Origin of the sequence: Polaribacter sp. 20A6, assembly GCF_011378915.1 — a bacterium.
Lineage (GTDB): Bacteria > Bacteroidota > Bacteroidia > Flavobacteriales > Flavobacteriaceae > Polaribacter > Polaribacter sejongensis.
The window spans coordinates 58,522-80,462 of record NZ_WTPZ01000007.1 but is presented as its reverse complement, the minus strand read 5'-3'; the positions used below and the strand labels follow the sequence as shown (position 1 = coordinate 80,462).

At 30.9% G+C, this 21,941-nt stretch carries 19 protein-coding genes; 8 read left to right on the top strand and 11 right to left on the bottom strand.

The features are described 5' to 3' along the window. The first annotated feature begins 84 nt into the window (after positions 1 to 84). The 5 genes from tig (at position 85) to GQS57_RS19145 (ending at position 6,125) form a co-directional block, all read left to right on the top strand. Complete coding sequence (tig, locus tag GQS57_RS15450) at positions 85 to 1,407, top strand: trigger factor (RefSeq protein ID WP_165733764.1); 1,323 nt, start codon at positions 85 to 87, stop codon at positions 1,405 to 1,407. A gap of 168 nt (positions 1,408 to 1,575) precedes the next feature. After that, a complete protein-coding gene (gene clpP / locus GQS57_RS15445) occupies positions 1,576 to 2,238 on the top strand; it encodes an ATP-dependent Clp endopeptidase proteolytic subunit ClpP (RefSeq protein ID WP_165733763.1) in 663 nt (220 codons plus the stop codon). 107 nt (positions 2,239 to 2,345) lie between these two features. Next, the gene (gene clpX / locus GQS57_RS15440) at positions 2,346 to 3,584 is read left to right on the top strand and encodes an ATP-dependent Clp protease ATP-binding subunit ClpX (protein ID WP_165733762.1); all 1,239 of its coding nucleotides are present in this window, start codon (positions 2,346 to 2,348) and stop codon (positions 3,582 to 3,584) included. 288 nt (positions 3,585 to 3,872) lie between these two features. Next, positions 3,873 to 5,891 (top strand): DNA primase, encoded by a 2,019-nt coding sequence (gene dnaG / locus GQS57_RS15435; RefSeq protein WP_165733761.1) that lies wholly within the window; start codon positions 3,873 to 3,875, stop codon positions 5,889 to 5,891. Between the two features lie 102 nt (positions 5,892 to 5,993). Next, positions 5,994 to 6,125: a hypothetical protein gene (locus GQS57_RS19145; RefSeq protein ID WP_262887632.1), complete on the top strand. Its 132-nt coding sequence runs from the start codon at positions 5,994 to 5,996 to the stop codon at positions 6,123 to 6,125. 59 nt (positions 6,126 to 6,184) lie between these two features. Here the strand turns inward: GQS57_RS19145 and nadE are convergent, their stop codons facing one another. Continuing rightward, positions 6,185 to 6,973 (bottom strand): NAD(+) synthase, encoded by a 789-nt coding sequence (gene nadE / locus GQS57_RS15430; protein ID WP_165733760.1) that lies wholly within the window; start codon positions 6,971 to 6,973, stop codon positions 6,185 to 6,187. 59 nt (positions 6,974 to 7,032) lie between these two features. Here nadE and gldB point away from each other — a divergent pair, with 59 nt between their 5' ends. Together gldB and gldC are read left to right on the top strand one after the other, a co-directional pair. Next, positions 7,033 to 7,992: a gliding motility lipoprotein GldB gene (gene gldB / locus GQS57_RS15425; RefSeq protein WP_165733759.1), complete on the top strand. Its 960-nt coding sequence runs from the start codon at positions 7,033 to 7,035 to the stop codon at positions 7,990 to 7,992. After that, positions 7,992 to 8,324, top strand: a complete 333-nt coding sequence (gene gldC, locus GQS57_RS15420) for a gliding motility protein GldC (RefSeq protein ID WP_165733758.1) — start codon at positions 7,992 to 7,994, stop codon at positions 8,322 to 8,324. Before gldB ends, gldC begins: the two co-directional genes overlap by 1 nt. Before the next feature lie 160 nt (positions 8,325 to 8,484). On the opposite strand, the gene GQS57_RS15415 is transcribed toward gldC, so the two are convergent. The 8 genes from GQS57_RS15415 to GQS57_RS15380 form a co-directional block, all read right to left on the bottom strand. After that, positions 8,485 to 8,907, bottom strand: coding sequence for an RDD family protein (locus GQS57_RS15415; RefSeq protein WP_165733853.1), 423 nt, complete (start codon positions 8,905 to 8,907; stop codon positions 8,485 to 8,487). Between the two features lie 201 nt (positions 8,908 to 9,108). Beyond that, positions 9,109 to 10,620, bottom strand: a complete 1,512-nt coding sequence (locus GQS57_RS15410; RefSeq protein WP_165733757.1) for an OmpA family protein — start codon at positions 10,618 to 10,620, stop codon at positions 9,109 to 9,111. Positions 10,621 to 10,684: 64 nt separating this feature from the next. Beyond that, the gene (gene folK / locus GQS57_RS15405; protein WP_165733756.1) at positions 10,685 to 11,809 is read right to left on the bottom strand and encodes a 2-amino-4-hydroxy-6-hydroxymethyldihydropteridine diphosphokinase; all 1,125 of its coding nucleotides are present in this window, start codon (positions 11,807 to 11,809) and stop codon (positions 10,685 to 10,687) included. Between the two features lie 101 nt (positions 11,810 to 11,910). Further along, positions 11,911 to 14,145 (bottom strand): polyribonucleotide nucleotidyltransferase, encoded by a 2,235-nt coding sequence (locus GQS57_RS15400; RefSeq protein ID WP_165733755.1) that lies wholly within the window; start codon positions 14,143 to 14,145, stop codon positions 11,911 to 11,913. Positions 14,146 to 14,428: 283 nt separating this feature from the next. Next, positions 14,429 to 14,698: a 30S ribosomal protein S15 gene (gene rpsO / locus GQS57_RS15395; RefSeq protein WP_068449458.1), complete on the bottom strand. Its 270-nt coding sequence runs from the start codon at positions 14,696 to 14,698 to the stop codon at positions 14,429 to 14,431. 195 nt (positions 14,699 to 14,893) lie between these two features. Continuing rightward, complete coding sequence (accD, locus tag GQS57_RS15390; protein ID WP_165733754.1) at positions 14,894 to 15,751, bottom strand: acetyl-CoA carboxylase, carboxyltransferase subunit beta; 858 nt, start codon at positions 15,749 to 15,751, stop codon at positions 14,894 to 14,896. Between the two features lie 164 nt (positions 15,752 to 15,915). Next, the gene (gene fbaA / locus GQS57_RS15385) at positions 15,916 to 16,983 is read right to left on the bottom strand and encodes a class II fructose-bisphosphate aldolase (protein WP_165733753.1); all 1,068 of its coding nucleotides are present in this window, start codon (positions 16,981 to 16,983) and stop codon (positions 15,916 to 15,918) included. A gap of 99 nt (positions 16,984 to 17,082) precedes the next feature. Continuing rightward, positions 17,083 to 19,599: a BamA/TamA family outer membrane protein gene (locus tag GQS57_RS15380; protein WP_165733752.1), complete on the bottom strand. Its 2,517-nt coding sequence runs from the start codon at positions 19,597 to 19,599 to the stop codon at positions 17,083 to 17,085. 69 nt (positions 19,600 to 19,668) lie between these two features. Here GQS57_RS15380 and GQS57_RS15375 point away from each other — a divergent pair, with 69 nt between their 5' ends. Further along, on the top strand, positions 19,669 to 20,400 hold the full coding sequence (locus GQS57_RS15375; protein ID WP_165733751.1) for an RNA methyltransferase: 732 nt from the start codon (positions 19,669 to 19,671) through the stop codon (positions 20,398 to 20,400). 61 nt (positions 20,401 to 20,461) lie between these two features. Here GQS57_RS15375 and GQS57_RS15370 read toward each other — a convergent pair whose 3' ends face one another. Then, on the bottom strand, positions 20,462 to 21,163 hold the full coding sequence (locus GQS57_RS15370; RefSeq protein WP_240915496.1) for a porin family protein: 702 nt from the start codon (positions 21,161 to 21,163) through the stop codon (positions 20,462 to 20,464). Next, a complete protein-coding gene (gene ubiE / locus GQS57_RS15365; RefSeq protein ID WP_165733750.1) occupies positions 21,163 to 21,894 on the bottom strand; it encodes a bifunctional demethylmenaquinone methyltransferase/2-methoxy-6-polyprenyl-1,4-benzoquinol methylase UbiE in 732 nt (243 codons plus the stop codon). Before ubiE ends, GQS57_RS15370 begins: the two co-directional genes overlap by 1 nt. Between the last annotated feature and the right edge of the window lie 47 nt (positions 21,895 to 21,941).

Here is a 21,941-nt window from a genome sequence, read left to right as displayed (position 1 = left end):
ACTGAATTAGAAGTATTTAACATTTGTGCAATCAATTAAAATTATTAATTTTGCACTCGATTTTTCAAGATAAAAGAACAAGAAATGAATATTACAAAAGAAAACATTGATGCGTTAAACGCAGTTGTAAAAGTAGATATCGTAGCAGAAGATTATCAAGCAAAAGTATCAAGTTTATTAACAGATTACCGTAAAAAGGCAGATGTTCCTGGTTTTAGAAAAGGACATGTACCAATGGGGATGATTAAAAAGCAGTATGGTAAATCTATTATGATAGATGAGGTGAACAAGCTTTTACAAGAGTCTTTAAATAAATTTATAGCAGAAGAAAAATTAGAAATGTTAGGTAATCCTTTACCTAGAATGACTGAAGATTTTAACTGGGATGCAGAGGAGTTTTCTTTTGAATTTGAATTAGGTTTAGCACCTGTTTTTGAGGTAGACTTAAAAGCTAAAGATAAAGTTACACAATACAATATTGTTGCAACAGAAGAATTACTTGACGAAGAAGTTAAGAATATTCAAACTCGTTACGGTAAAGTAAGTGCTATAGAAGAAGCTACTGAAGAATCTAATATTACAGGTACTTTTGTAAATGAAGAAAAAGAAATCAACAAAAAATCTACTTTTATCGTAAAAGACTTAAATGGTGATGAGAACATCGCTAAATTAGTTGGCGCTAAAGTTGGTGACGTAGTTGAGTTAGGTACAAAAGATTTATTTGAAGATGCTCATAGATTAGAACACATTTTAGGTGTTTCTCATGATGTAATTCACGATTTAGATATTACTGTTTCTTTTACTGTAGAAGAAGTTACAAAAACAGAACCGGCAGATTTAGATAAAGAATTGTTTGATAAATTATTTCCTGATGGAAGTGTAACTTCTGTAACTGAATTAAGAGAAAAAATTAAAGAAGACGCAGAAAAGCAATTTCAACAACAAGGAGATCAACAATTATTAAATGCTATTACAGAGTATTTAGTAGAAAGTACAAAGTTTGATTTACCAGCAGATTTCTTAAAGAAATGGTTAAGAACTGCAGGAGAAAAGCCTTTAACAGAAGAAGAAGCTACAGCTGAATTTGATAAATCAGAAAAAGGTTTACGTTATCAATTAATCGAAGGAAAGGTTATGAAAGATAATGATATCAAAATTGATTATACAGAATTGGTAGACTATGCAAAAGGATTTATCCGCACGCAAATGGCTCAATTTGGTAATACAAATCCAGAAGAAAAAGAATTGGATGATATTGCTGGTAGAATCTTACAAAACCAAGAAGAAGCTCAGAAATTACAATCTCAGTTAATTAGTAACAAGTTATTAACTTTTTACAAAGAGAACATGAGTTTTAAATCTAAAGAGCTTTCTTACGAAGACTTTATTAAAGAAGTATATAAATAACAGTAAGTTATTTATAGGTCACCTCGAGCACAGTCGAGAGGTTTTAAAATTATAAATAATTAAAAACCTGAATTGTTATATTCAGGTTTTTTTAGCGACAAACTGAAACAAAATAGTAAGAAATAGTTCTTATATTTACAATATTAAACTTAAAAAAGCATCATAATAATGGATTACGGAAAAGAGTTCGAAAAATACGCAACAAAACATCACGGAATTAACAGCAACTATTATGGCAAGATTACAAGTAGTGTAACGCCATATATTATGGAAGAGCGTCAAATGAACATTACGCAAATGGATGTTTTTTCTCGTTTAATGATGGATAGAATTATCTTTTTAGGAACAGGAATTAATGACCAAGTAGCAAATATTATTCAAGCTCAGTTGTTATTTTTAGAAAGTGTAGATGCTAATAAAGATATTTCAATTTATATCAATTCTCCAGGTGGAGGAGTGTATGCAGGTTTAGGTATTTATGACACTATGCAGTTTATAAAACCAGATGTAGCAACAATTTGTACAGGTATGGCAGCTTCTATGGGAGCCGTTTTAATGTGTGCAGGAGCAGCAGGTAAACGTTCTGCATTACCACATTCTAGAGTTATGATTCACCAACCTTTAGGTGGTGCACAAGGTCAGGCTTCAGATATAGAAATTACTGCAAGAGAAATTATTAAGTTAAAAGGAGAGTTGTATGATATTATTGCAAACCACTCTGGTCAAACTGTAGAAAAAGTACACAACGATTCTGATAGAGATTATTGGATGAAAGCAGATGAAGCAAAAGCGTACGGAATGATTGACGAAGTTTTAGCAAGAAAAAAGTAATTTTTTAAGCTATTAGCCTTTTGCAATTACCCATTTGCAAAAGATAGATTTTTAAAGCATACAGCTAAATGCCTAAAGCAAATAGCCAAAGCGAAAAGCGAAATATAATGTCGAAAGAAGAAAATTTAGAATGTTCGTTTTGCGGACGAAAAAAAGCAGAAACAGACTTGTTAATAGCAGGTATGGATGCTCATATTTGCGATAAATGTATAGAACAAGCGCACGGAATTGTAGAAGAAGAAGTTTCTGATGCAAAATCTAGCGACTTATCTAAAGATTTAATGCTAAAAAAACCTTTAGAAATTAAGGAATTCTTAGATCAATATATTATTGGTCAATTAGAAACTAAAAGAGCAATGGCCGTAGCGGTTTATAATCATTACAAAAGATTATTACAAACCAAAGACGATAAAGACGATGTAGAAATAGAGAAATCTAACATTGTTTTAGTTGGAGAAACCGGAACCGGAAAAACCTTAGTAGCAAAAACAATTGCAAGAATGTTAAACGTTCCTTTTGCTATTGTAGATGCTACAGTTTTAACGCAAGCTGGGTATGTTGGTGAAGATGTAGAAAGTATTTTAAGTAAATTATTACAAGCTGCAGATTACGACGTAGAAAAAGCGCAAAGAGGTATTATTTTTATCGATGAAATCGATAAAATTGCTCGTAAAGGAGACAATCCATCTATTACAAGAGATGTTTCTGGAGAAGGAGTACAGCAAGCTTTATTAAAATTATTGGAAGGTACTGTTGTAAATGTGGCGCCAAAAGGAGGTAGAAAACATCCTGAGCAAAAATTTATAGAAGTAGACACCAAAGAGATTTTATTTATTGCAGGTGGTGCTTTTTCTGGAATCGAAAGATATATAAGTAAGCGTTTAAACATGCAAGCTGTAGGTTTTAGTGCATCTTTAGATGATGATAAAGTAGACGAAGAAAACTTGTTACAATACATTATTCCTTCAGATTTAAAAGCTTTTGGTTTAATTCCAGAGATTATTGGGCGTTTACCAGTTTTAAGCTACATGAATCCTTTAGATGCTACTACGTTAAGAGCAATTTTAACAGAGCCTAAAAATGCTATTATTAAGCAATATTCTAAGTTGTTTACAATGGATGATGTGGAGTTTACGATAGAAGAAGAAGCTTTAAATTACATTGTAGAAAAAGCGGTAGAATATAAATTAGGCGCAAGAGGATTACGTTCTTTATGTGAAGCAATTTTTACAGATGCAATGTTCGATTTACCAAGTTCTGATGAAAAAGAACTAAATGTAACTAAGGAGTATGCAGAAGCAAAATTATCTAATTCTACGTTAAAGAAATTAAAGGCAGCTTCTTAATTTTCTTTGGGCGTTACCACAAGGGTCAGGCTTTTGCACTCGCTTTTTTTGTAGAAAAACAAAAAAGAGCTCAAACATGGAGCCTGTCTTGAGCGTAGTCGAAAGGCGCAATCCTTAACGCATAGCGCAAACTAAAAAAGGAAGTTTGTAAAAACAATTTTTTAAAATTTATACAAACCTCAAAGGTTTTTAAAACCTTTGAGGTTTTATTTTGTTAGAACTTTTTATAATAGAAAAAATAACGTTCTAATTATTATCTTTGTCATCACTTTCCAATAAAACCAATAAATGATATTAAGAAGTACCATAGACCGCATTTTTGAAACTGCAAGAGTAGAAGAGGTTATTGGAGAATTTGTTGTGCTTAAAAAAGCAGGAAGTAACTTTAAAGGTTTGAGTCCGTTTACAGACGAAAAATCACCTTCTTTTATGGTCTCTCCAGTAAAACAAATCTGGAAAGATTTTTCTACCGGAAAAGGAGGAAACTCAGTTTCCTTTTTAATGGAGCATGAACATTACACCTACCCAGAAGCATTAAGGTGGCTAGCCAAAAAGTACAATATAGAAATTGAAGAAGCAGAGCAATCATCCGAAGAAAAAGCTCAGATGAATGAACGAGAAAGTATGTATTTGGTTTCAACCTTTGCCAAAGACTATTTTCATGAGTTAATGCTTACTTCAAATAAAGGAAAAGCAATAGGATTATCTTACTTTAAAGAACGTGGTTTTACAGACGAAACCATTAAAAGGTTCGAGTTAGGATATTGTATGGACGAGTGGGATAATTTTACAAATGCTGCTTTAAAAAAAGGGTATGATTTAAAGTTTTTAGCATCCACAGGGCTTACAATTGTAAAAGAGAACAAACAATTCGATCGTTTTAAAGGACGTGTAATGTTTCCGATACATTCTATGTCGGGACGTATTTTAGGTTTTGGAGGACGTATTTTAACAGCCGATAAAAAAGCCGCTAAATATTTAAATTCACCAGAAAGTGATATTTACCATAAGAGTAAAATTCTATACGGATTATACCAAGCAAAGAAAGAAATAGCAAAGCAAGACAATTGTTTCTTAGTAGAAGGATATACAGATGTAATCTCTTTTAATCAATCTGGCGTAGAAAATGTGGTAGCATCTTCTGGTACTGCGTTAACACCAGATCAAATTAGATTAATAAATAGATTAACAAAAAATATTACTGTACTTTTTGATGGTGATGCAGCCGGAATTAGAGCATCCATTCGTGGTATCGATTTAATTCTAGAACAAGGAATGAACGTAAAAGTAGTTCAGTTTCCGGATGGTGAAGACCCAGATAGTTTTGCAAAAGCCAATTCAAATGCAGAGTTAGCAGCTTACTTAGAGGATTCTGCACAAGATTTTATCAATTTTAAAGTATCCCTTTTATTAAAAGACTCTAACAACGACCCTATAAAAAAGGCGGGTGTAATTAGAGATATTGTAACAAGTATCGCAAAAATTCCAGATGGTATTCAGCGAGAAGTTTACGTACAAGAATGTTCTAGAATTATGGATATTTCAGAACGTGTATTGTTTAGTGAGTTAGCGCAGTTGTTAAAAAAGGGGATGCAAGAAAAAAGCAAATCTAGCAGACAATTAAACAACCCTCAGCAAAACCCAAATGAGCCTCCACCAGATTTTGCTAGTGGACAAGAACAAACTAAAATGGGCTTGGTTAAAGGTGGTGTAGTTGCTAACCAGAAAATAGATCAACTTTCTATTTTAGAAAATGAAATTATTAAAATTTTACTTTTATATGGAAATGAAGAAGTAGAATTTACAGAAGAGGTAATAAATGTAGATGATGCAGGAAGAGAGAAAATAGATACAAGAAAATATGAAAATACAGTTTCTGCAGAAATTTATGTGCATTTACATGAAGACGAAATAGAGTTTTCTAACGTACTTTTTCAGGAGATTTATACTGAAATTATTCATCAATTAAATCAATTAGAAAAATTAGATATAGATGGTTTAATTAATCATAAAAATACGGAGATATCTACTATTGTAACTTCTATTTTAATGGAGAAAGAAAATCCTAATAGACAATTAAGTAATTGGGAAGGGCAAAATATAGAAGTAAAGTCTGCTTTAGAGGTTTTAGCAAAAGATGTGAACGATGTGGTGTATAATTTAAGACGAGTTTTAATAGGTGAAAAGATCGATGAATTAATGAGTGAAGCGGTGTCTAACCAAGGAGCACCAATAGATTTAGAGGTTATTAGAAATTATACAAACCTGAAAATGAGGCTCTTTGAAAAGTTGAATAGAGTTGTTTAATATTATTAAATTGTAAAATCGGGTGTTTATCCCTATAGTCTTAAATTATAATCAAATAGATTTTTTGTATATTGCACTCGCAAAAAGAAAACCCTCAGTATTATGAAAAGATTATTACAATTTTTAAGAATTATTCAATTATTCCTATTATTACCATTTGAAATTTCATCAGGATCTAAGAAGAAAGCATATTTAAAGATTAAAAAAATGATGGTTGCAGCAAATTTATTGTAATCATAAAATTATAAATAGAAAAGCCTTAATTTAATATAATTAAGGCTTTTTTTATGTTTCTATTTTATTTCATTTGGAATTTCACAAATAGGAATTGGTAACATTTTATGTTGGTTAATTCTATTTAATCTTGTGTAAATTTTAAAAACTTCTCGATCTCTTCCAGAAAATTCATTTTCAGATTTTCCTTTTTCTTGCATTACCATGGCCCATTCTAACTCATCATAAGAAGCTCCTATTTGATCTTCATCTGTTCTGCTATCTCCAAATAAGCCATCTGTTGGTTGTGCTTTTTGTATAGAGTTTGGTACGCCTAAAAACTCAGATAATGCATATACTTCAGATTTCATTAAGTCTGCAATAGGACTTACATCTACACCTCCATCACCATATTTGGTGTAAAAACCAACACCAAAATCTTCTACTTTATTACCTGTTCCGGCCACTAAAGAGCTATGTAAACCTGCTAAATAGTATAAAGTTGTCATTCTAAGTCTAGCTCTTGTATTTGCTAAAGACAAATCTACTTTTGCAGAAGGGGCTGCATTTGGTACTACATTCTTAAAATCTTCGAAAGTAGAAGTTAAGTCTACGCATACATCAGAAACATTATTAAAATTACTTTTTAATTGTGTAATATGCTCTTGTGCTCTAGTAACCTGACTTGGAGCCTGATGAATTGGCATTTCCACACATAAAGTAGGTAGCCCTGTTTTTGCACATAAAGTAGAAGTAAGAGCAGAGTCAATTCCGCCAGACACTCCAACTACAAATCCTTTTACTTTTGCATTTTCAGCATAATCCTTTAACCACTTTATTATATACTCGGCAACCTTTTCAGTCTTCATTGATAAACTATTTTAGTATTTTTAACGTTCTTAAATCTAATGACTAAGGTACAAAGAATATGAGATTTTATTTTATGATTTTAATGGTTTTATGTGTGTTTTTTTCGTGTTCTGATAAAAAAAACACTCAAATTGATGTTTCTACAGTAAATATTGATTTTACCACAAAAAGATACGAAGTTGATTTTTATAATTCAACAGCAAATACATTACCAGCACTTAAAAATAAATATCCTTATTTATTTCCAAAATCATTTTCAGATAGTTTGGCAATTTCAAAAATAGCCGATAAGGATGAGCAAGAGTTATTTTTAGAGACTCAAAAGTTATATGCAGATATTTCTCCCTTAGAATCTCAATTAACCTCTCTTTTTAAGCATGTTAAATATTACAATACCAATTTTAAAGTGCCCGATGTCGTTACTATGAATTCTAATATAGATTATAATAGTAGAGTAATTTACGCAGATAGTTTATTGTTTATTTCTTTGGATGTGTATTTAGGGAAAACACATAGGTTTTATGCAGATTATCCGAAATACATCAAAGAAAACAATACCAAAGAAAATATAGTTGTTGATGTAGCAAATTCTATGATAGAAAAGCAATTCGTAGCTTTACCTAATAGAAGTTTTTTATCAAAAATGATTCACGAAGGCAAGAAACTATATGTATTAGACTTGTATTTACCAGAAGTTTCAGATCAATTTAAGATTGGGTATTCAAGTGAAAAGTTAGATTGGGCTATTGCCAATGAAGAAAATATTTGGAAATATTTTGTAGAAAGAAAGTTGCTATTTAGCACAGAAACAGCCTTGAATAAAAGGTTTTTAGACAATGCTCCTTTTTCTAAATTTTATTTACAGAATGATAATGATTCTCCAGGTAGAATTGGTGCGTGGTTAGGGTGGCAGATTGTGAAGTCTTTTATGAAAAATAATGATGTATCTTTGCAAGAGTTATTAATTATTGATTTTGAAGAATTATTCCAAAAATCAAATTACAAGCCTAAAAGATAATGTCAATAAAACATAATTCACAAATTAATTTTGAAATTGGTTTAGATGAAAACAAAGTTCCAGAAGAAATTTACTGGACAGCAAAAGATGGTGGTATAGATAATGAAGAATCTAAAGCCATTATGATTTCTGTTTGGGATCATAAGAAAAAAGATACTTTACGAATGGATCTATGGACAAAAGAGATGCCTGTAGATGAAATGAAGCAGTTTTATCATCAGACATTAGTATCTATGGCAGATTCATTTGAACGTGCAACCGATGATCAAAAAATGAGTGCTACCATGCGTGATTTTTGTGATTATTTTGCAGAGAAACTAGAGCTGAAATAAATACTACTTATTATTTAAAAGAATAAAGGTTGTCCATGTTAATTGGGCAACCTTTTTTCTGTTCTAATAAGTACTAGTATTAAGTAAATGGTTAGTATTTCTAGTTTAAAGGATTCAGTCTATTTTTGTGGACAAGCACCTCTTTATAGTAGTATTTACATTATTTCATTTTTATTTCTGACAAAGATTTGATCGGTACAACAATCGTTTTTGCCCACAAATCTCCAACTCTTTGATTTAATTCTGTATTTTTAATTGTTACAATTCCAACCAATCCAAAAAATAACATATCAATTGGGTCAAGCAAATGTCTTTTAAAAGATTCTTTAAAAGTTAACTTTCGATTTGTTCCGCTTTTCGGAATTGGTTTTAGTCCAACTAAATAATTTCCAGCTGTTGCTCCGAAACCAATTTCAAGCCCAACAGTTATAATCAGCCAAAAAACTATTGGTATTAATCCGGGTAAACCATTTAATGAATATCCACCTGCATCATTCGGTTCTCCAAGTGTGAAAACTAAAAAGAAAGTTACTCCAAAAATTATTATATAATCTACTATTCCAGCAGCAAATCGATTTCCAATATTCGGTTCAGTTTTAACTTCAGTTGTTCAGTTTGTTTCATTCATTGTTTTTTGTAAAATATATGGTGGTTAAATATATACTTGCTAGTCTAATATCTTGCTTATTCTTATAAAGAGTTCTTGGTTTAGAATGCTAGGTATCTACCAAAAAAAAAGAGACTACCTAAGTAGCCTCTTTTTTATATATAATAGATTTATTAATTATTCATCAATTCTTTCTACCTCACCTATTGCATCAATAGGTTTAATTTCTACCCTTCTGTTTAATTGTCTTCCACCTGCATTTTCATTAGAGAATTTAGGTCTAGACTCTCCATAACCTACTGGTTTAAGTCTATCACTTGATATACCTCTCTTAATCATGTATTTTCTAACACTTTCAGTTCTTCTTTGAGATAAGTACAAGTTGTATCTGTCACTATTTCTATCATCTGTATGACCTTCAATTACGAATTTTACATCTGGTATTTTTTTCATTAATGTAATGATTTGGTCAATAGTACTATAAGAAATTAATTTAATATCATCCTTATTAGTATCAAAGTAAATACTAGTTGCTAATAATCCAATTTGTTGCGTAATGTTAACAGGAGCTACTGCTTCTTGTTTAGGACAACCTCTATTTTCTACTGGACCTGGAGTATTAGGACATAAATCTTTTGCATCCATTACACCGTCTCCGTCTGTATCTATATTTAAAGGACAACCTTCATTTGATAGTGGTCCATATTCTAGTGGACATTTATCTTTGTAATCTGGTAAACCATCTCCGTCTGTATCTACAGCCTGACCGTTACCATATACCATTGCACCTTTTGGAGTGTTTGGTTCTACATCTAATTGATCCATAACACCGTCGTTATCCGTATCAATAATTTTAAATTGTGCTCCAGGAGCTTCTTCAGCAGCCCATATAATGTATTCTTTTTTCTTTCCTAATTTTAAAACAACTCCTAGGCTCGTTACAAAAAAGTTTTCCCAATTTTGTTTGTTAGAAATTGCAGCATCTAAATGATCTTCATGGTTGAAATACATACCAGTTCTAAATTCTAGGTCTAATCGTCTACTTATTTTTCTTTTTATACCTAGTTGCGTAGATAAATATATTGAACTTGCTTCAGAAACGCTATTTCTTTCTGGGTTATATCCAAAATCTGCATCTGAAATCTTTGTGTAAGAACCATCTGTATTTCTATCAAATAAAGCAGAATCGTATTGGTGATATCCAACACCAAAATACCCAGAAACATTCCATTTTCTAGCTTGTCTTCTATAAATATTAGAAAAACTTACTATTAAATTTAATTCGGCACCATATGCAGTACCTTCAAATTTCATGTTATCTCTATTAACCGTGCTTGGTACATACTTAAGATCGTACGTATTTGAAAAATATTGAGCACCACCAGACATTTTATTGTAAGTGGCTTTAAATTCAAGTCCTAATATTGGGTTAAACATTTTATCTACGTAAATATAACCACCAAAATTCCAGTAATTGGTGTCATCACTAGTACCAATAGAACGTAAATCTCCATGCATGATAAAATTACTAAAACCACCACCAATTGCCCAGGTGTTATTGTCTTTAATAATGTCTTTACCTTTTACTTCGGTACTGTCTGTATTTATGATGTTTTTTTCGGTAGATTGACCGAATGATTGAGCTATAATAGAACTGCTCAATAGAATAAATAGTATAATTCTCCTCATTTTAATTTGATTTTTCGTTTAAATATTACAGGGGAATGATTCCCGCAAAAATATATATTTTTTTTTAGAATTGCTTTATTTTGTTAACAATGTTCTTGTAATCATCCTGATTATTAAGAAAATCCATATCTGAAACGTCTATTACTTGTAAATTTAAACTTTTTTCGGTCTTAATAAAATTTTTGTAGCCATCATGAATCCGTTTTAGGTAATCTGGTTCTATGTTTTGTTCATAAGATCTTCCTCGGTTTTTAATGTTTTCTAAAAGACGTTCTGTATTCTGAAATAAATAGATATATAAATCTGGTTTTGTTATTTCTTTGTACATTAAATCAAACATTTTTCTGTATAATAAATACTCTTCTTTTTGTAATGTTACTTGTGCAAAAATTAAAGATTTAAAAATATAGTAATCTGATATAATGAAGCTCTTAAATAAGTCGAACTGTGCTAAATCATCGCTTAATTGTTGATATCTATCTGCCAAAAAACTCATTTCTAAAGGAAATGCATATCGTTCTTTATCTTCGTAAAATTTAGGGAGAAAAGGGTTGTCTGCAAAACGTTCTAGTACCATTTTGGCATTAAATTCGTTAGAGAGTAAGTTGGCTAAAGTTGTTTTACCAGCTCCAATGTTCCCCTCAATAGCAATATAATTATACTTTTCTGAAATAGGTATAGGTCTTTCTAAAATTTCATTTAATTTCTCAATTTTTGATGAATCATCACAACCTTGTAAACAAACTGCAATGTCTTTTTTTTCTACAGGATGAATTGTAGATGCAGCTATTTCTGCCAGAGGAAGCATTACAAATTTTCGCTGTAACATTTTAGGATGAGGTACTATCAATGCTTGAGATAAAATTATTTCGGCATCATATAGTAAAATATCTATATCTATCTTTCTGTTTTGGTATCCTTCTAGTGAAGAGCGTTGCCTGCCTAATTCTTTCTCTATTTTTAATAGGGAATTTATTAAGGTTTCTGGTTCTAAATTAGTGGCTACTTTTATACAAATGTTAAAAAAATCGTCTCCATCAAATCCCCAAGCCGGAGTTTTGTAGATAGAAGATATTTTTAGAATACCACCAATACAATCATCAATAGAATGAATAGCATTTTGAAGGTTTTCAAGTTTGTTACCTTGGTTTGTCCCTAAAGATAAATATGTAATATGTTGTAAATTCATTGTCGAGTGCAAAGAAAATAAAAGCATTCTATAAATACCCTATAAACCAAAAAAATCGCCAAAATTAATTGGCGATTTTTAATATCAATTAAAAAAAGAAATTATTCTTCTTTTCTTGGTTCTCTAGGTTTTCTGTCATCACGTCCGCGATTATCTCTGCTTCTGTTATCACGTCCACCAGAACGTTTATCATCTCTAGGTGGTCTTTCGACAAAACCTTCTGGTTTTGGTAAAATAGCTTTTCTAGAAACTTTTTCCTTACGTGTTCTTGGGTCTAAACCAAAGTATTTTACATCTAAAATATCTCCCATCTTAACAACATCAGAAACATTATCTGTACGTTCCCAAGCTAATTCACTTACGTGTAGTAAAACTTCGTTACCAGGAGCTTCAGTATATTCTACAACAGCACCAAAATCTAACATTTTGATAACTTTTACTTCGTATACAGAACCTTTTTCTGGTTTAAATAACATAGACTCAATCTTAGCAATAACTGCTTCGATTCCTTCTGGTTTAGTACCTAAAATTTCAATAATTCCTTCTTCTGTTACAGGGTCTTCAGTAATTACAATTGTAGTTTCTGTTTCTTTCTGTAATTCTTGAATGTTTTTACCTCCTGGTCCAATAAATGCACCAATTAATTCATTAGGTATTCTTCTATTAACCATTTTAGGTGCATGTGCTTTAACTTCTATGTTAGCACCTGCAATTGTATCTGTTATTTTTCCTAAAATATGTAAACGACCTTCACGAGCTTGTTTTAGTGCATTCACTAAAATCTCATATCCTAATCCTTTTACTTTAATATCCATTTGACAAGCAGTAATTCCTTCTGAAGTACCCGTTACTTTAAAGTCCATATCTCCTAAGTGATCTTCATCACCTAAAATATCAGATAAAACTGCGTAACGATCTCCATCAGAAATTAATCCCATTGCAATACCAGAAACTGGTCTTATCATTTGAACACCTGCATCCATTAACGCCATTGTACCAGCACAAACAGTTGCCATAGAAGAAGAACCGTTAGATTCTAATACTTCAGATACTACTCTTACTGTATAAGGACAGTCTGCGGGAATCATTCCTTTTAAACCACGTTGTGCTAAGTTACCATGACCAACTTCTCTACGAGATGTTCCTCTTAATGGTCTAGCTTCACCTGTACAAAAAGGAGGGAAGTTATAGTGTAAATAGAAGTTTTCTTCACCTTCATAAGATGGCATATCTATTTTCATTGCATCTCTAGATGTTCCTAAAGTTACAGTTGCTAAAGCTTGAGTTTCTCCACGAGTAAAGATAGAAGAACCATGCACAGATGGTAAATAATCTACTTCACACCAAATTGGTCTAATTTCGTCTGTTTTTCTTCCATCTAAACGTAAACCTTCAGATAAAGTTAATTCTCTAACAGCTACTTTTTGAGATTTGTTGAAGTATTTACTAACTAAATCTCCATAATCTGCTAATTCTTCTTCGGTAAAAGAAGCTTTTAATTCTTCTTTTACTTCAGCAAATGCAGTTGTACGTTCTACTTTAGATGTTCCTTTTTTAGCGATAGCATAACATTTCTCGTAACAAAAGTCATTTATTTTTGCTGCTAATTCTTCATCTTCTCTTTCTCCTTGGTATATTCTAGTTTCTTTCTTACCGAAAGCTTCTGCTAATTTTACTTGAGCAGCACACTGAATTTTAATAGCTTCATGTGCAAATTTAATTGCTTCTGCCATTTCTTCTTCAGAAATTTCATCCATTTCACCTTCAACCATCATTACAGAATCTGCAGAAGCTCCAATCATCATATCGATGTCAGATTCTGCTAATTGTGCTCTTGTTGGGTTTATTACAAATTCTCCGTTTACTCTACCTACTCTTGCTTCAGAGATTGGGCATTCGAAAGGAAAATCTGATAATTGAATAGCTGCTGACGCTGCTAAACCTGCTAATGCATCTGGCATAACGTCTTCATCATGAGACATTAATTGGATCATTACTTGTACTTCTGCGTGATAATCTTTTGGGAATAAAGGACGTAAAACACGGTCTACAAGACGCATTGTTAATACTTCTCCATCACTTGGTCTTGCTTCTCTTTTAAAGAAACCACCTGGATATCTACCTGCAGCTGCAAATTTTTCTCTATAATCTACTGTAAGTGGTAAAAAATCAACGTCAGATTGTTTGTAGTTAGAAACTACAGTACATAATAACATTGCTTTACCCATTTGAACAACAACAGAACCGTGTGCTTGTTTTGCTAATTTACCGGTTTCTAACGAGATAGTTCTTCCATCTCCAAGGTCTATAACCTCTCTAAATACTTTTGGAATCATAAATTTTAATTCTAAATTTTTAATTTGTTTGTTGTTGCGTTGTTGTACGTTGTTGCAATGGAAATTCAAAAATGCTGTTACTATTTTTGATTTTTTTTCCTGCCTTTGCAGGAATGAGGCTAATTAATTTAACCTTTTTTATATAGATTCTGTTTGTTAGTCAGAATTTAATACTTTTTTCTATTCTCGATTTTGATAGAATATCTTTTTTCTATTTTAAAGGTATACTTTAAAATTTAAAAACAAAAAAGAGGAACGTTTATAGCCCCTCTTTTTTTAAGAATTATTTTCTAATTCCTAATTCTGCAATAATTGCACGATATCTTAAAATATCAGATTTCTTTAGATAATCTAATAAACTTCTACGCTTACCAACTAACATTACTAATGAACGCTCTGTGTTATAATCTTTACGATTATTTTTTAAGTGCCCAGTTAAATGGTTAATTCTGTGTGTAAACAATGCAATTTGACCTTCTGAAGAACCAGTATCGTTTTTTCCTTTACCGTGTTTTTCGAAGATGCTTTCTTTTACTTCTTTAGTTAAATACATTCCAATATTATTTAAATGATTATTATGTATATCAATGATATTTTCATTGAAGCTGCAAATATATGACTATTTTTTTAATTTGAGATAGTAAAATATATACATTATTTAGCTCTTTGTAATATGTATAACAATCTGTTTAAAGGTTTAAAACTAAGATGTTACTTGGTTTTAAACCTTTAATAAAGAAGTTTTAAATTATGCTCTAACAGGTATATTCTGTATTAAGTCGATATATAAATTAATCTGTTTTTTTAAGTTCTTACGCTCGTAGATAGCATCTAAGAAACCATGTTCTAAAACAAATTCTGATCTTTGGAAACCTTCTGGCAAATCTTTACCTGTAGTATCTTTTACAACTCTTGGTCCTGCAAATGCAATTAATGCATTTGGTTCTGCAATGTTAATATCTCCTAACATAGCATAAGATGCAGTTGTACCACCTGTTGTTGGGTCTGTACATAAAGAAATGTATGGAATGTTAACTTCTGCTAATTGTGCTAATTTTGCAGATGTTTTTACCAATTGCATTAATGAAAGTGATGCTTCCATCATTCTTGCTCCTCCAGATTTAGAGATCATTAAAAATGGAATTTTGTTTTTAATAGAGTAATCGATAGCTCTTGCTATTTTTTCTCCTACTACAGATCCCATAGATCCACCAATAAAAGCAAAATCCATGGCTGCAATTACAATCTCTTTTCCTAAAGACAATCCTACGGCTGTTCTAACAGCGTCGTTTAATTTTGTTTTTTCTTGAGCAGCTTTTAATCTATCTGGATATTTTTTTGTGTCCTCAAATTTTAAAGGATCTTTAGAAGTTAGATTGGCATCTAATTCTTTAAACTTGTTTTCATCAAAAAATAATTCGAAATACTCCTTACTACCTATTCTTACATGGTAGCCATCTTCTGGACTTACATATAAGTTTCTTTTTAATTCTTCTGTATCTATTATTTTTCCACTAGGTGTTTTGTACCATAACCCTTTTGGAGTGTCTTTTTTATCTTCTGTAGAAGTCTGTATTCCTTTATCCGTTCTTTTAAACCAAGCCATACTAGTTGTTGTGTTTTAGGTTATTTCTAAATTTATGTAAACAAAATTAGAACCGCAAATGTAAAAGTTTTTTCTTAAAAGTATCCTTTTTGATCTCTAAACTCATAAAAAAAGCACTTTGATTTTAGTCAAAGTGCTTTTTAAAAGTATTTTATAGATTGCTTTTATAAAGTATCTACGTTGTTTAAGTCTGAGAATGCTTGTTTTAAACGTGCAATAAAAGTAGCTTCACCTTCACGTAGCCATTTTCTTGGATCGTAATATTTTTTGTTTGGAGATTCAGGACCATCAGGGCTTCCAATTTGAGATTTTAAATAATCTGCTTTTTCTCCCATATAATCTCTAATTCCGCTCATAAAAGCATATTGCATATCTGTATCAATGTTCATTTTAATAACACCGTAACCAATAGCTTCTCTAATTTCTTCTAATGTAGAACCAGATCCTCCGTGAAATACAAAATCGATATGATTTTCTTCAACACCATATTTCTTAGTAATAAATTCTTGAGAATTTTTTAAGATTTTTGGAGTTAATTTCACGTTTCCTGGTTTATAAACACCATGAACGTTACCAAAAGCTGCAGCAATTGTAAATTTATCACTTACTTTAGAAAGCTCTTCATAAGCATAAGCAACTTCTTCTGGTTGTGTGTATAATTTAGACTCATCAACATCACTGTTGTCAACACCGTCTTCTTCACCACCTGTAATACCTAATTCAATTTCTAAAGTCATACCCATTTTACTCATACGAGCTAAATATGTTTTACAAATCTCAATGTTTTCTTCTAAAGGCTCTTCAGATAAATCGATCATGTGAGAGCTATAAAGAGGTTTACCAGTTTCTTCGAAATGTTTTTCTGAAGCATCTAATAATCCGTCTATCCAAGGTAATAATTTTTTAGCACAGTGATCTGTATGTAAAATAACAGGCACTCCATAAGCAACTGCTAATTCATGTACATGTTTTGCACCAGCTATACCACCAGCAATGGCAGCTTTTTCACCTTCGTTAGATAAACCTTTTCCTGCATTAAATTGTGCACCACCATTAGAAAACTGAATAATTACAGGAGCATTTAAATCTCTTGCTGTTTCTAAAACACCGTTAATAGTGTTAGATCCAATAACGTTTACTGCTGGTAAAGCAAAACCTTTTTCTTTTGCAAAATTAAAAATAGCTTGAACTTCTGATCCAGTTGCAACACCTGGCTTTATATTATGACTCATGTTTGTATATTTTAATCATTAATTACTCATCAAAAGTACTAAAAATACAGCTGAATGTAAGCATAAAATAACGAAAACGTTATAGGTTTTATTCCTAATTTAGAAGGGATAGTTAATACCTATATTGTAAACAGCATTAGAAAAGTTGTAGTTTTTAAGCCATTTATTACCAGTTAAATAAGGTTCATAAGTTTTAAAACCAACATCTAAACGTAAAATTAAAAAGCTAAAATCTAATCTTGCTCCAAATCCGGTACCTACTGCAATATCTTTTAGAGATGATACATTATTGAATTTAGATTCTTCGTCAACAAATTCAGAACCAGTAATGTCCCAAATATTACCAGCGTCAATAAATAAAGCTCCTTTTAATTTGCTAACCACATCAAACCTGTATTCTGCACTGGTTAAAAACTTAAGGCTTCCTACATTGAACTCTAGACCGGTATTTCTGCTTCCGGGACCCAATTCATAAGTTTGCCAAGCTCTAATATCATTAGAACCTCCTGCAAAATAACTTTTTGTAAAAGGGATGTCAGAATTATCATAAGGTATAATTGCACCTAAAAAAGTTCTAACTCCAAATACTGAATTACCGCCAACATCCCAAAATTTCTTATACTCTAAATCCGTTTTAAAGTACTGGGCTAGTGGTATGTTTGCAAGTGTTTTTTTGTTGTTTACATTTGTTTTGTTCGATAGTAACCCTAAGGCATTTCCAGAATTTGCAAGTCTTACTTTAAAGAATGAGAAATTATTATCATTAAAATTTGTTTGACTATTATATGTAAAAGAATAAGCTAGCACAGGAATTAAGAAATCGGATGTTATAATATTATATCGATTTAAAATATTTAAAGCATCGTTGTATTCGTCAGAATTTGTTGTTTTAAAACCAGTGTCATTGGCAACCTTTCTCATAAAAGCCAATGCTTCTGGTACCTGTTCATTTATATCCGTAGAAAGCGGATAGTTAGGATTGGTAGTAATATTATTAGCAGTATCATAAGCTTCAGCAACATCATCTAGATTCGAAAACTCCGAACTATAAATATCAAAATAACTACTAATGTTTAAGTTTTGAATATATTGTGTGTTTAAAATCTCTAATTGAATTGTTTTTTTTGCATTATACTGCCACTTATAATCAGATAAAAAAGTAAATGTTTGTCTGTCTAAACCTATATTTTTCTGAAAACTAGTTCCAATAGAAAACAAGGTTCTTGGTGACATTTCTTTAGGGACTAATTTATTTAATCCAAAAGGAGCAATAAGTCTTGGTATTTCTAAAGAGGCATCTGCACCAAACTCCCAACCAGGACCACTGTTTGAGTTAAAATAAGACCCTAAAAAAGATAATTTTAATAATTCTGCACCTCTAAATGCATTTCTATTTGTAATTGAAAACTTTGCAGAAGAACCAATTTCTCTAATGTTAGAATGTGTTATTTCTGTTTCTAGCCCTAAAGTGAATTTTTCTATAGGTGATAGCTTTACAAGCATTTTTAATTCATCGTCTGTTCCTGAAATTGGTATAAATTCTATATTGGTAGATTTAAAATTCTTAAGTGATTTTAAGTGATTTCTTGTTAAATTTCTTAAAGTGTCTTTGTAAATACTTCCTGGTTTTAAGAAAATGGATTGTGATAAATACTTTGGGTTGAATTTATTTCTACGATGTGCTAAAAATTGAATGCCTTCATAATTTATAGAATCTAAATAAGGCTCTCCTTTTCTTGTAAAAGAATAATCTGTATAAACACTTACTTCGGTTACCTTTTGTACTTGATAAGGTTTGTTTACATATTGACCTCGCTCTTCTTCTTTTAATTGACCGCCAGAGATTAAAAAATCTACATTTGTTTTGTTATCCGTTCTTGTAGAATCTACATAAAACCCTAAAGCAGATTCTGTGAAATTATAGATACCATTATTTCTAAAAAGTTTTAAAACTCTATTGGCTTCATTTCTAAAAACTTTGTCATTATATTGATTTCCTGTTTTTAAGAGAGATGGTGTGCTTGTGTTTTTATAAATAGAATCTAGTACTAAAGATTCTATTTTAAAATTGATACTATCTAATAGCGTTGGTTTTCCTTTGGTTATTTTATATGTTACAGTAGCTTTTTTACTAATTGAATCTCTATTGATTTCGGAGGTTACCTTCGATTTAAAATAACCTTGGTTTTTGTAATACGTTAATAAATTATTTTCGGTATTTTTTACTTTTCCCTCACTAACAATAACGGGGCCTTGGTAATTTAAAAACCATCTATTTAATCCAATAAAAGTTTTGGCGTATGCAATACTTTGTTTTTCAGAAAAAATATTTTTAATAAAATTATAAGAACGAAGATTTTTTTCTCCCCAGGTAGCAGGTGTTTTAGGTTTGTTAGGATCTCCTATATTATAAAAATACAAACCAACCGGTAAGTTTAAAAACTTTGGATTTGGTTTTTGTAGAATGTATTTTTGAATATCACTACTATTATTTTTCACACTATCTACATATATATAATTTTGAGTAAGCATGTGTTTTCCTTCCGCAACATTCTTTGTAGAATTACATGAAACAAAAAGGAGTAATAATAAAAGGGATAAAGAAAGTTTTTTCATTAATTTAGCAGTGCTATCAAATTCAAAAATAGTATTTTTCGGCGGTTTATTTCCAATTACAATCAATTAATGAGTATCTCAAAAAATCAATTTAAATTAATAACAAGTTTATCTCAAAAAAAGTATAGACAAAAGCATAAATTATTTATAGCGGAAGGTATAAAAGTTGTGCAAGAAATCTTAAATTCTTCATTTGAACTTGAAACACTTTTTTGTACGGATGATTTTTCTTCGGATGTTTTAGAAGAAAAAATAGTTCGTGTTTCTGAAGCTGATTTGAAGAAAATCAGCAATTTAAAAACACCAAATAAGGCTTTAGGTATATTTAAAATACCTGACGAAAAACCTGATTCAAATAATGGCTTAACGTTGGCTTTAGATGCTATTAATGATCCAGGGAATTTAGGTACTATTATTCGTTTATGCGATTGGTTTGGTGTAGCTGAATTAATTTGCTCTAAAGATACTGTAGACTGTTATAATCAAAAAGTAGTGCAAGCAAGTATGGGGTCTTTAACTAGAATATCTATTCGTTATGTAGATTTAACTGAATATTTGTCTGAAACCCAAAAACCAACTTTTATAGCAGATATGGATGGCGAAAATGTGTACAAAACAAGTTTGCCAAAAGAAGGGGTTTTAATAATGGGAAATGAAGCAAATGGTGTTTCAGATACCATTAAAAAACTTATTACTCATAAAATTTCTATTCCAAGATTTGGAGATATTCAAGAAACTGAAAGTTTAAATGTAGCCACTGCAACAGCTATTCTGCTGAGTGAATTTAAAAGAAATTATTAATTGTAGATTTTTTAGCAAAGGAGCTAAGTTTGCTCCTTTATTTTTAGATTACAACTAATACTTATTCAAAAGCTAAGGTAAGAAATACGCCACGTGTTCCCATATAGTTTATTGGAGCTGTCCAAGCACTATTAGGGTCATTATCATATTTAACTTCACTAGGTAGTGCAAAAACACCACGTATAGAAGGAGAAAATTTAAAATAATATAAGTAAATATCTATACCAACTCCAACTTCGTACATAAAGTTACTAGTTTTGGTTCTAAATTGTCCTCCGGAGTTATCTTCACCTTCCTCATTACTAGAAAAATTATAGTCGTAAGAAATTCCCGCTAACACATAAGGTCTAATATTTTTATATCTGTCCGTGCTAAATTTAAAAATTAATGGAACATGTAGGTATGTAGAACTTACTTCTCTAACACTATCTTGTGGAGTAGGTAAGTGGTTAAAGTATATTTTCTTTGAGTTGGTCATTAAACCTGGTTCTAAACGTAAGTTTACATTTTTATGCAAACGTAAATCTGCAATTAAACCTACGTTAAACCCAACTGAAGGTTCTACTGTAATGTCTGCATCTGGAATGCCAGAATTGTTATTGTAACTAAATTTAAAATCATTCTGATTTAAACCAAGGTAAAAACCATAATGTATTTTTCTTTGATCAAAAGTAGGTAAGTATTCCACTTTTTCTCTTTGCGCAAAAAAAGCGATAGAAGTTAAAAGGAAAAAACCGAATATTATAAATTTCTTACTCATCATTATTTACTTGCAGTATAAATTGTAGCAACTCCAAAAGTTACTGGTGTATCTTCTGTATGTCTAAACCCATTTTTTTGTAAAATATTGTTGAACGCTTCTCCAAAAGGAAAAGAATTTGCAGATTCTGATAAATAAGAATAGGCAACTTTATCTTTAGAAAATAATTTACCCACAACAGGTAAAAATAAGTTAGTATATAATTTATAGCCTTGCTTAAAAGGAAATTTTGTTGGGTTAGAAGTTTCTAAAATAACTAAAACACCGGTTGGCTTTAAAACTCTAACTATTTCTTTGATTCCTTTATCTAAATTAGCAAAATTTCTAACACCAAAAGAAACTGTAATTGCATCAAAAGTATTGTCTGCAAAAGGCATTTCTTCAGAATCGCCAACAACCATTTCTATTTTATCAGAAAGATTTGCTTTTGCAATTTTTTGTTTACCTACTTCTAACATTCCTTCAGAAATATCTAAACCTACAATTCTATCTGGGTTTAAAGCTGCCATCATAATAGCTAAATCTCCAGTACCTGTAGCAATGTCTAAAATTTGTTTCGGATTGTTTTGTCCAACAATTTTTACTACTTTTTTACGCCATTTAACATCAATTCCTAAAGAAATTACTCTGTTTAAGCCATCGTAGTTTTCAGAAATATTATCAAACATTTGAGCAACTTGCTCTTTCTTTCCAAGTTTAGAATCTTTGTAAGGGGTTATTTTTTCTGCTGACATTATTTTTGCTTTAAGCTTTTTTTTGGCACTATGCTTTAAGAGTTTTT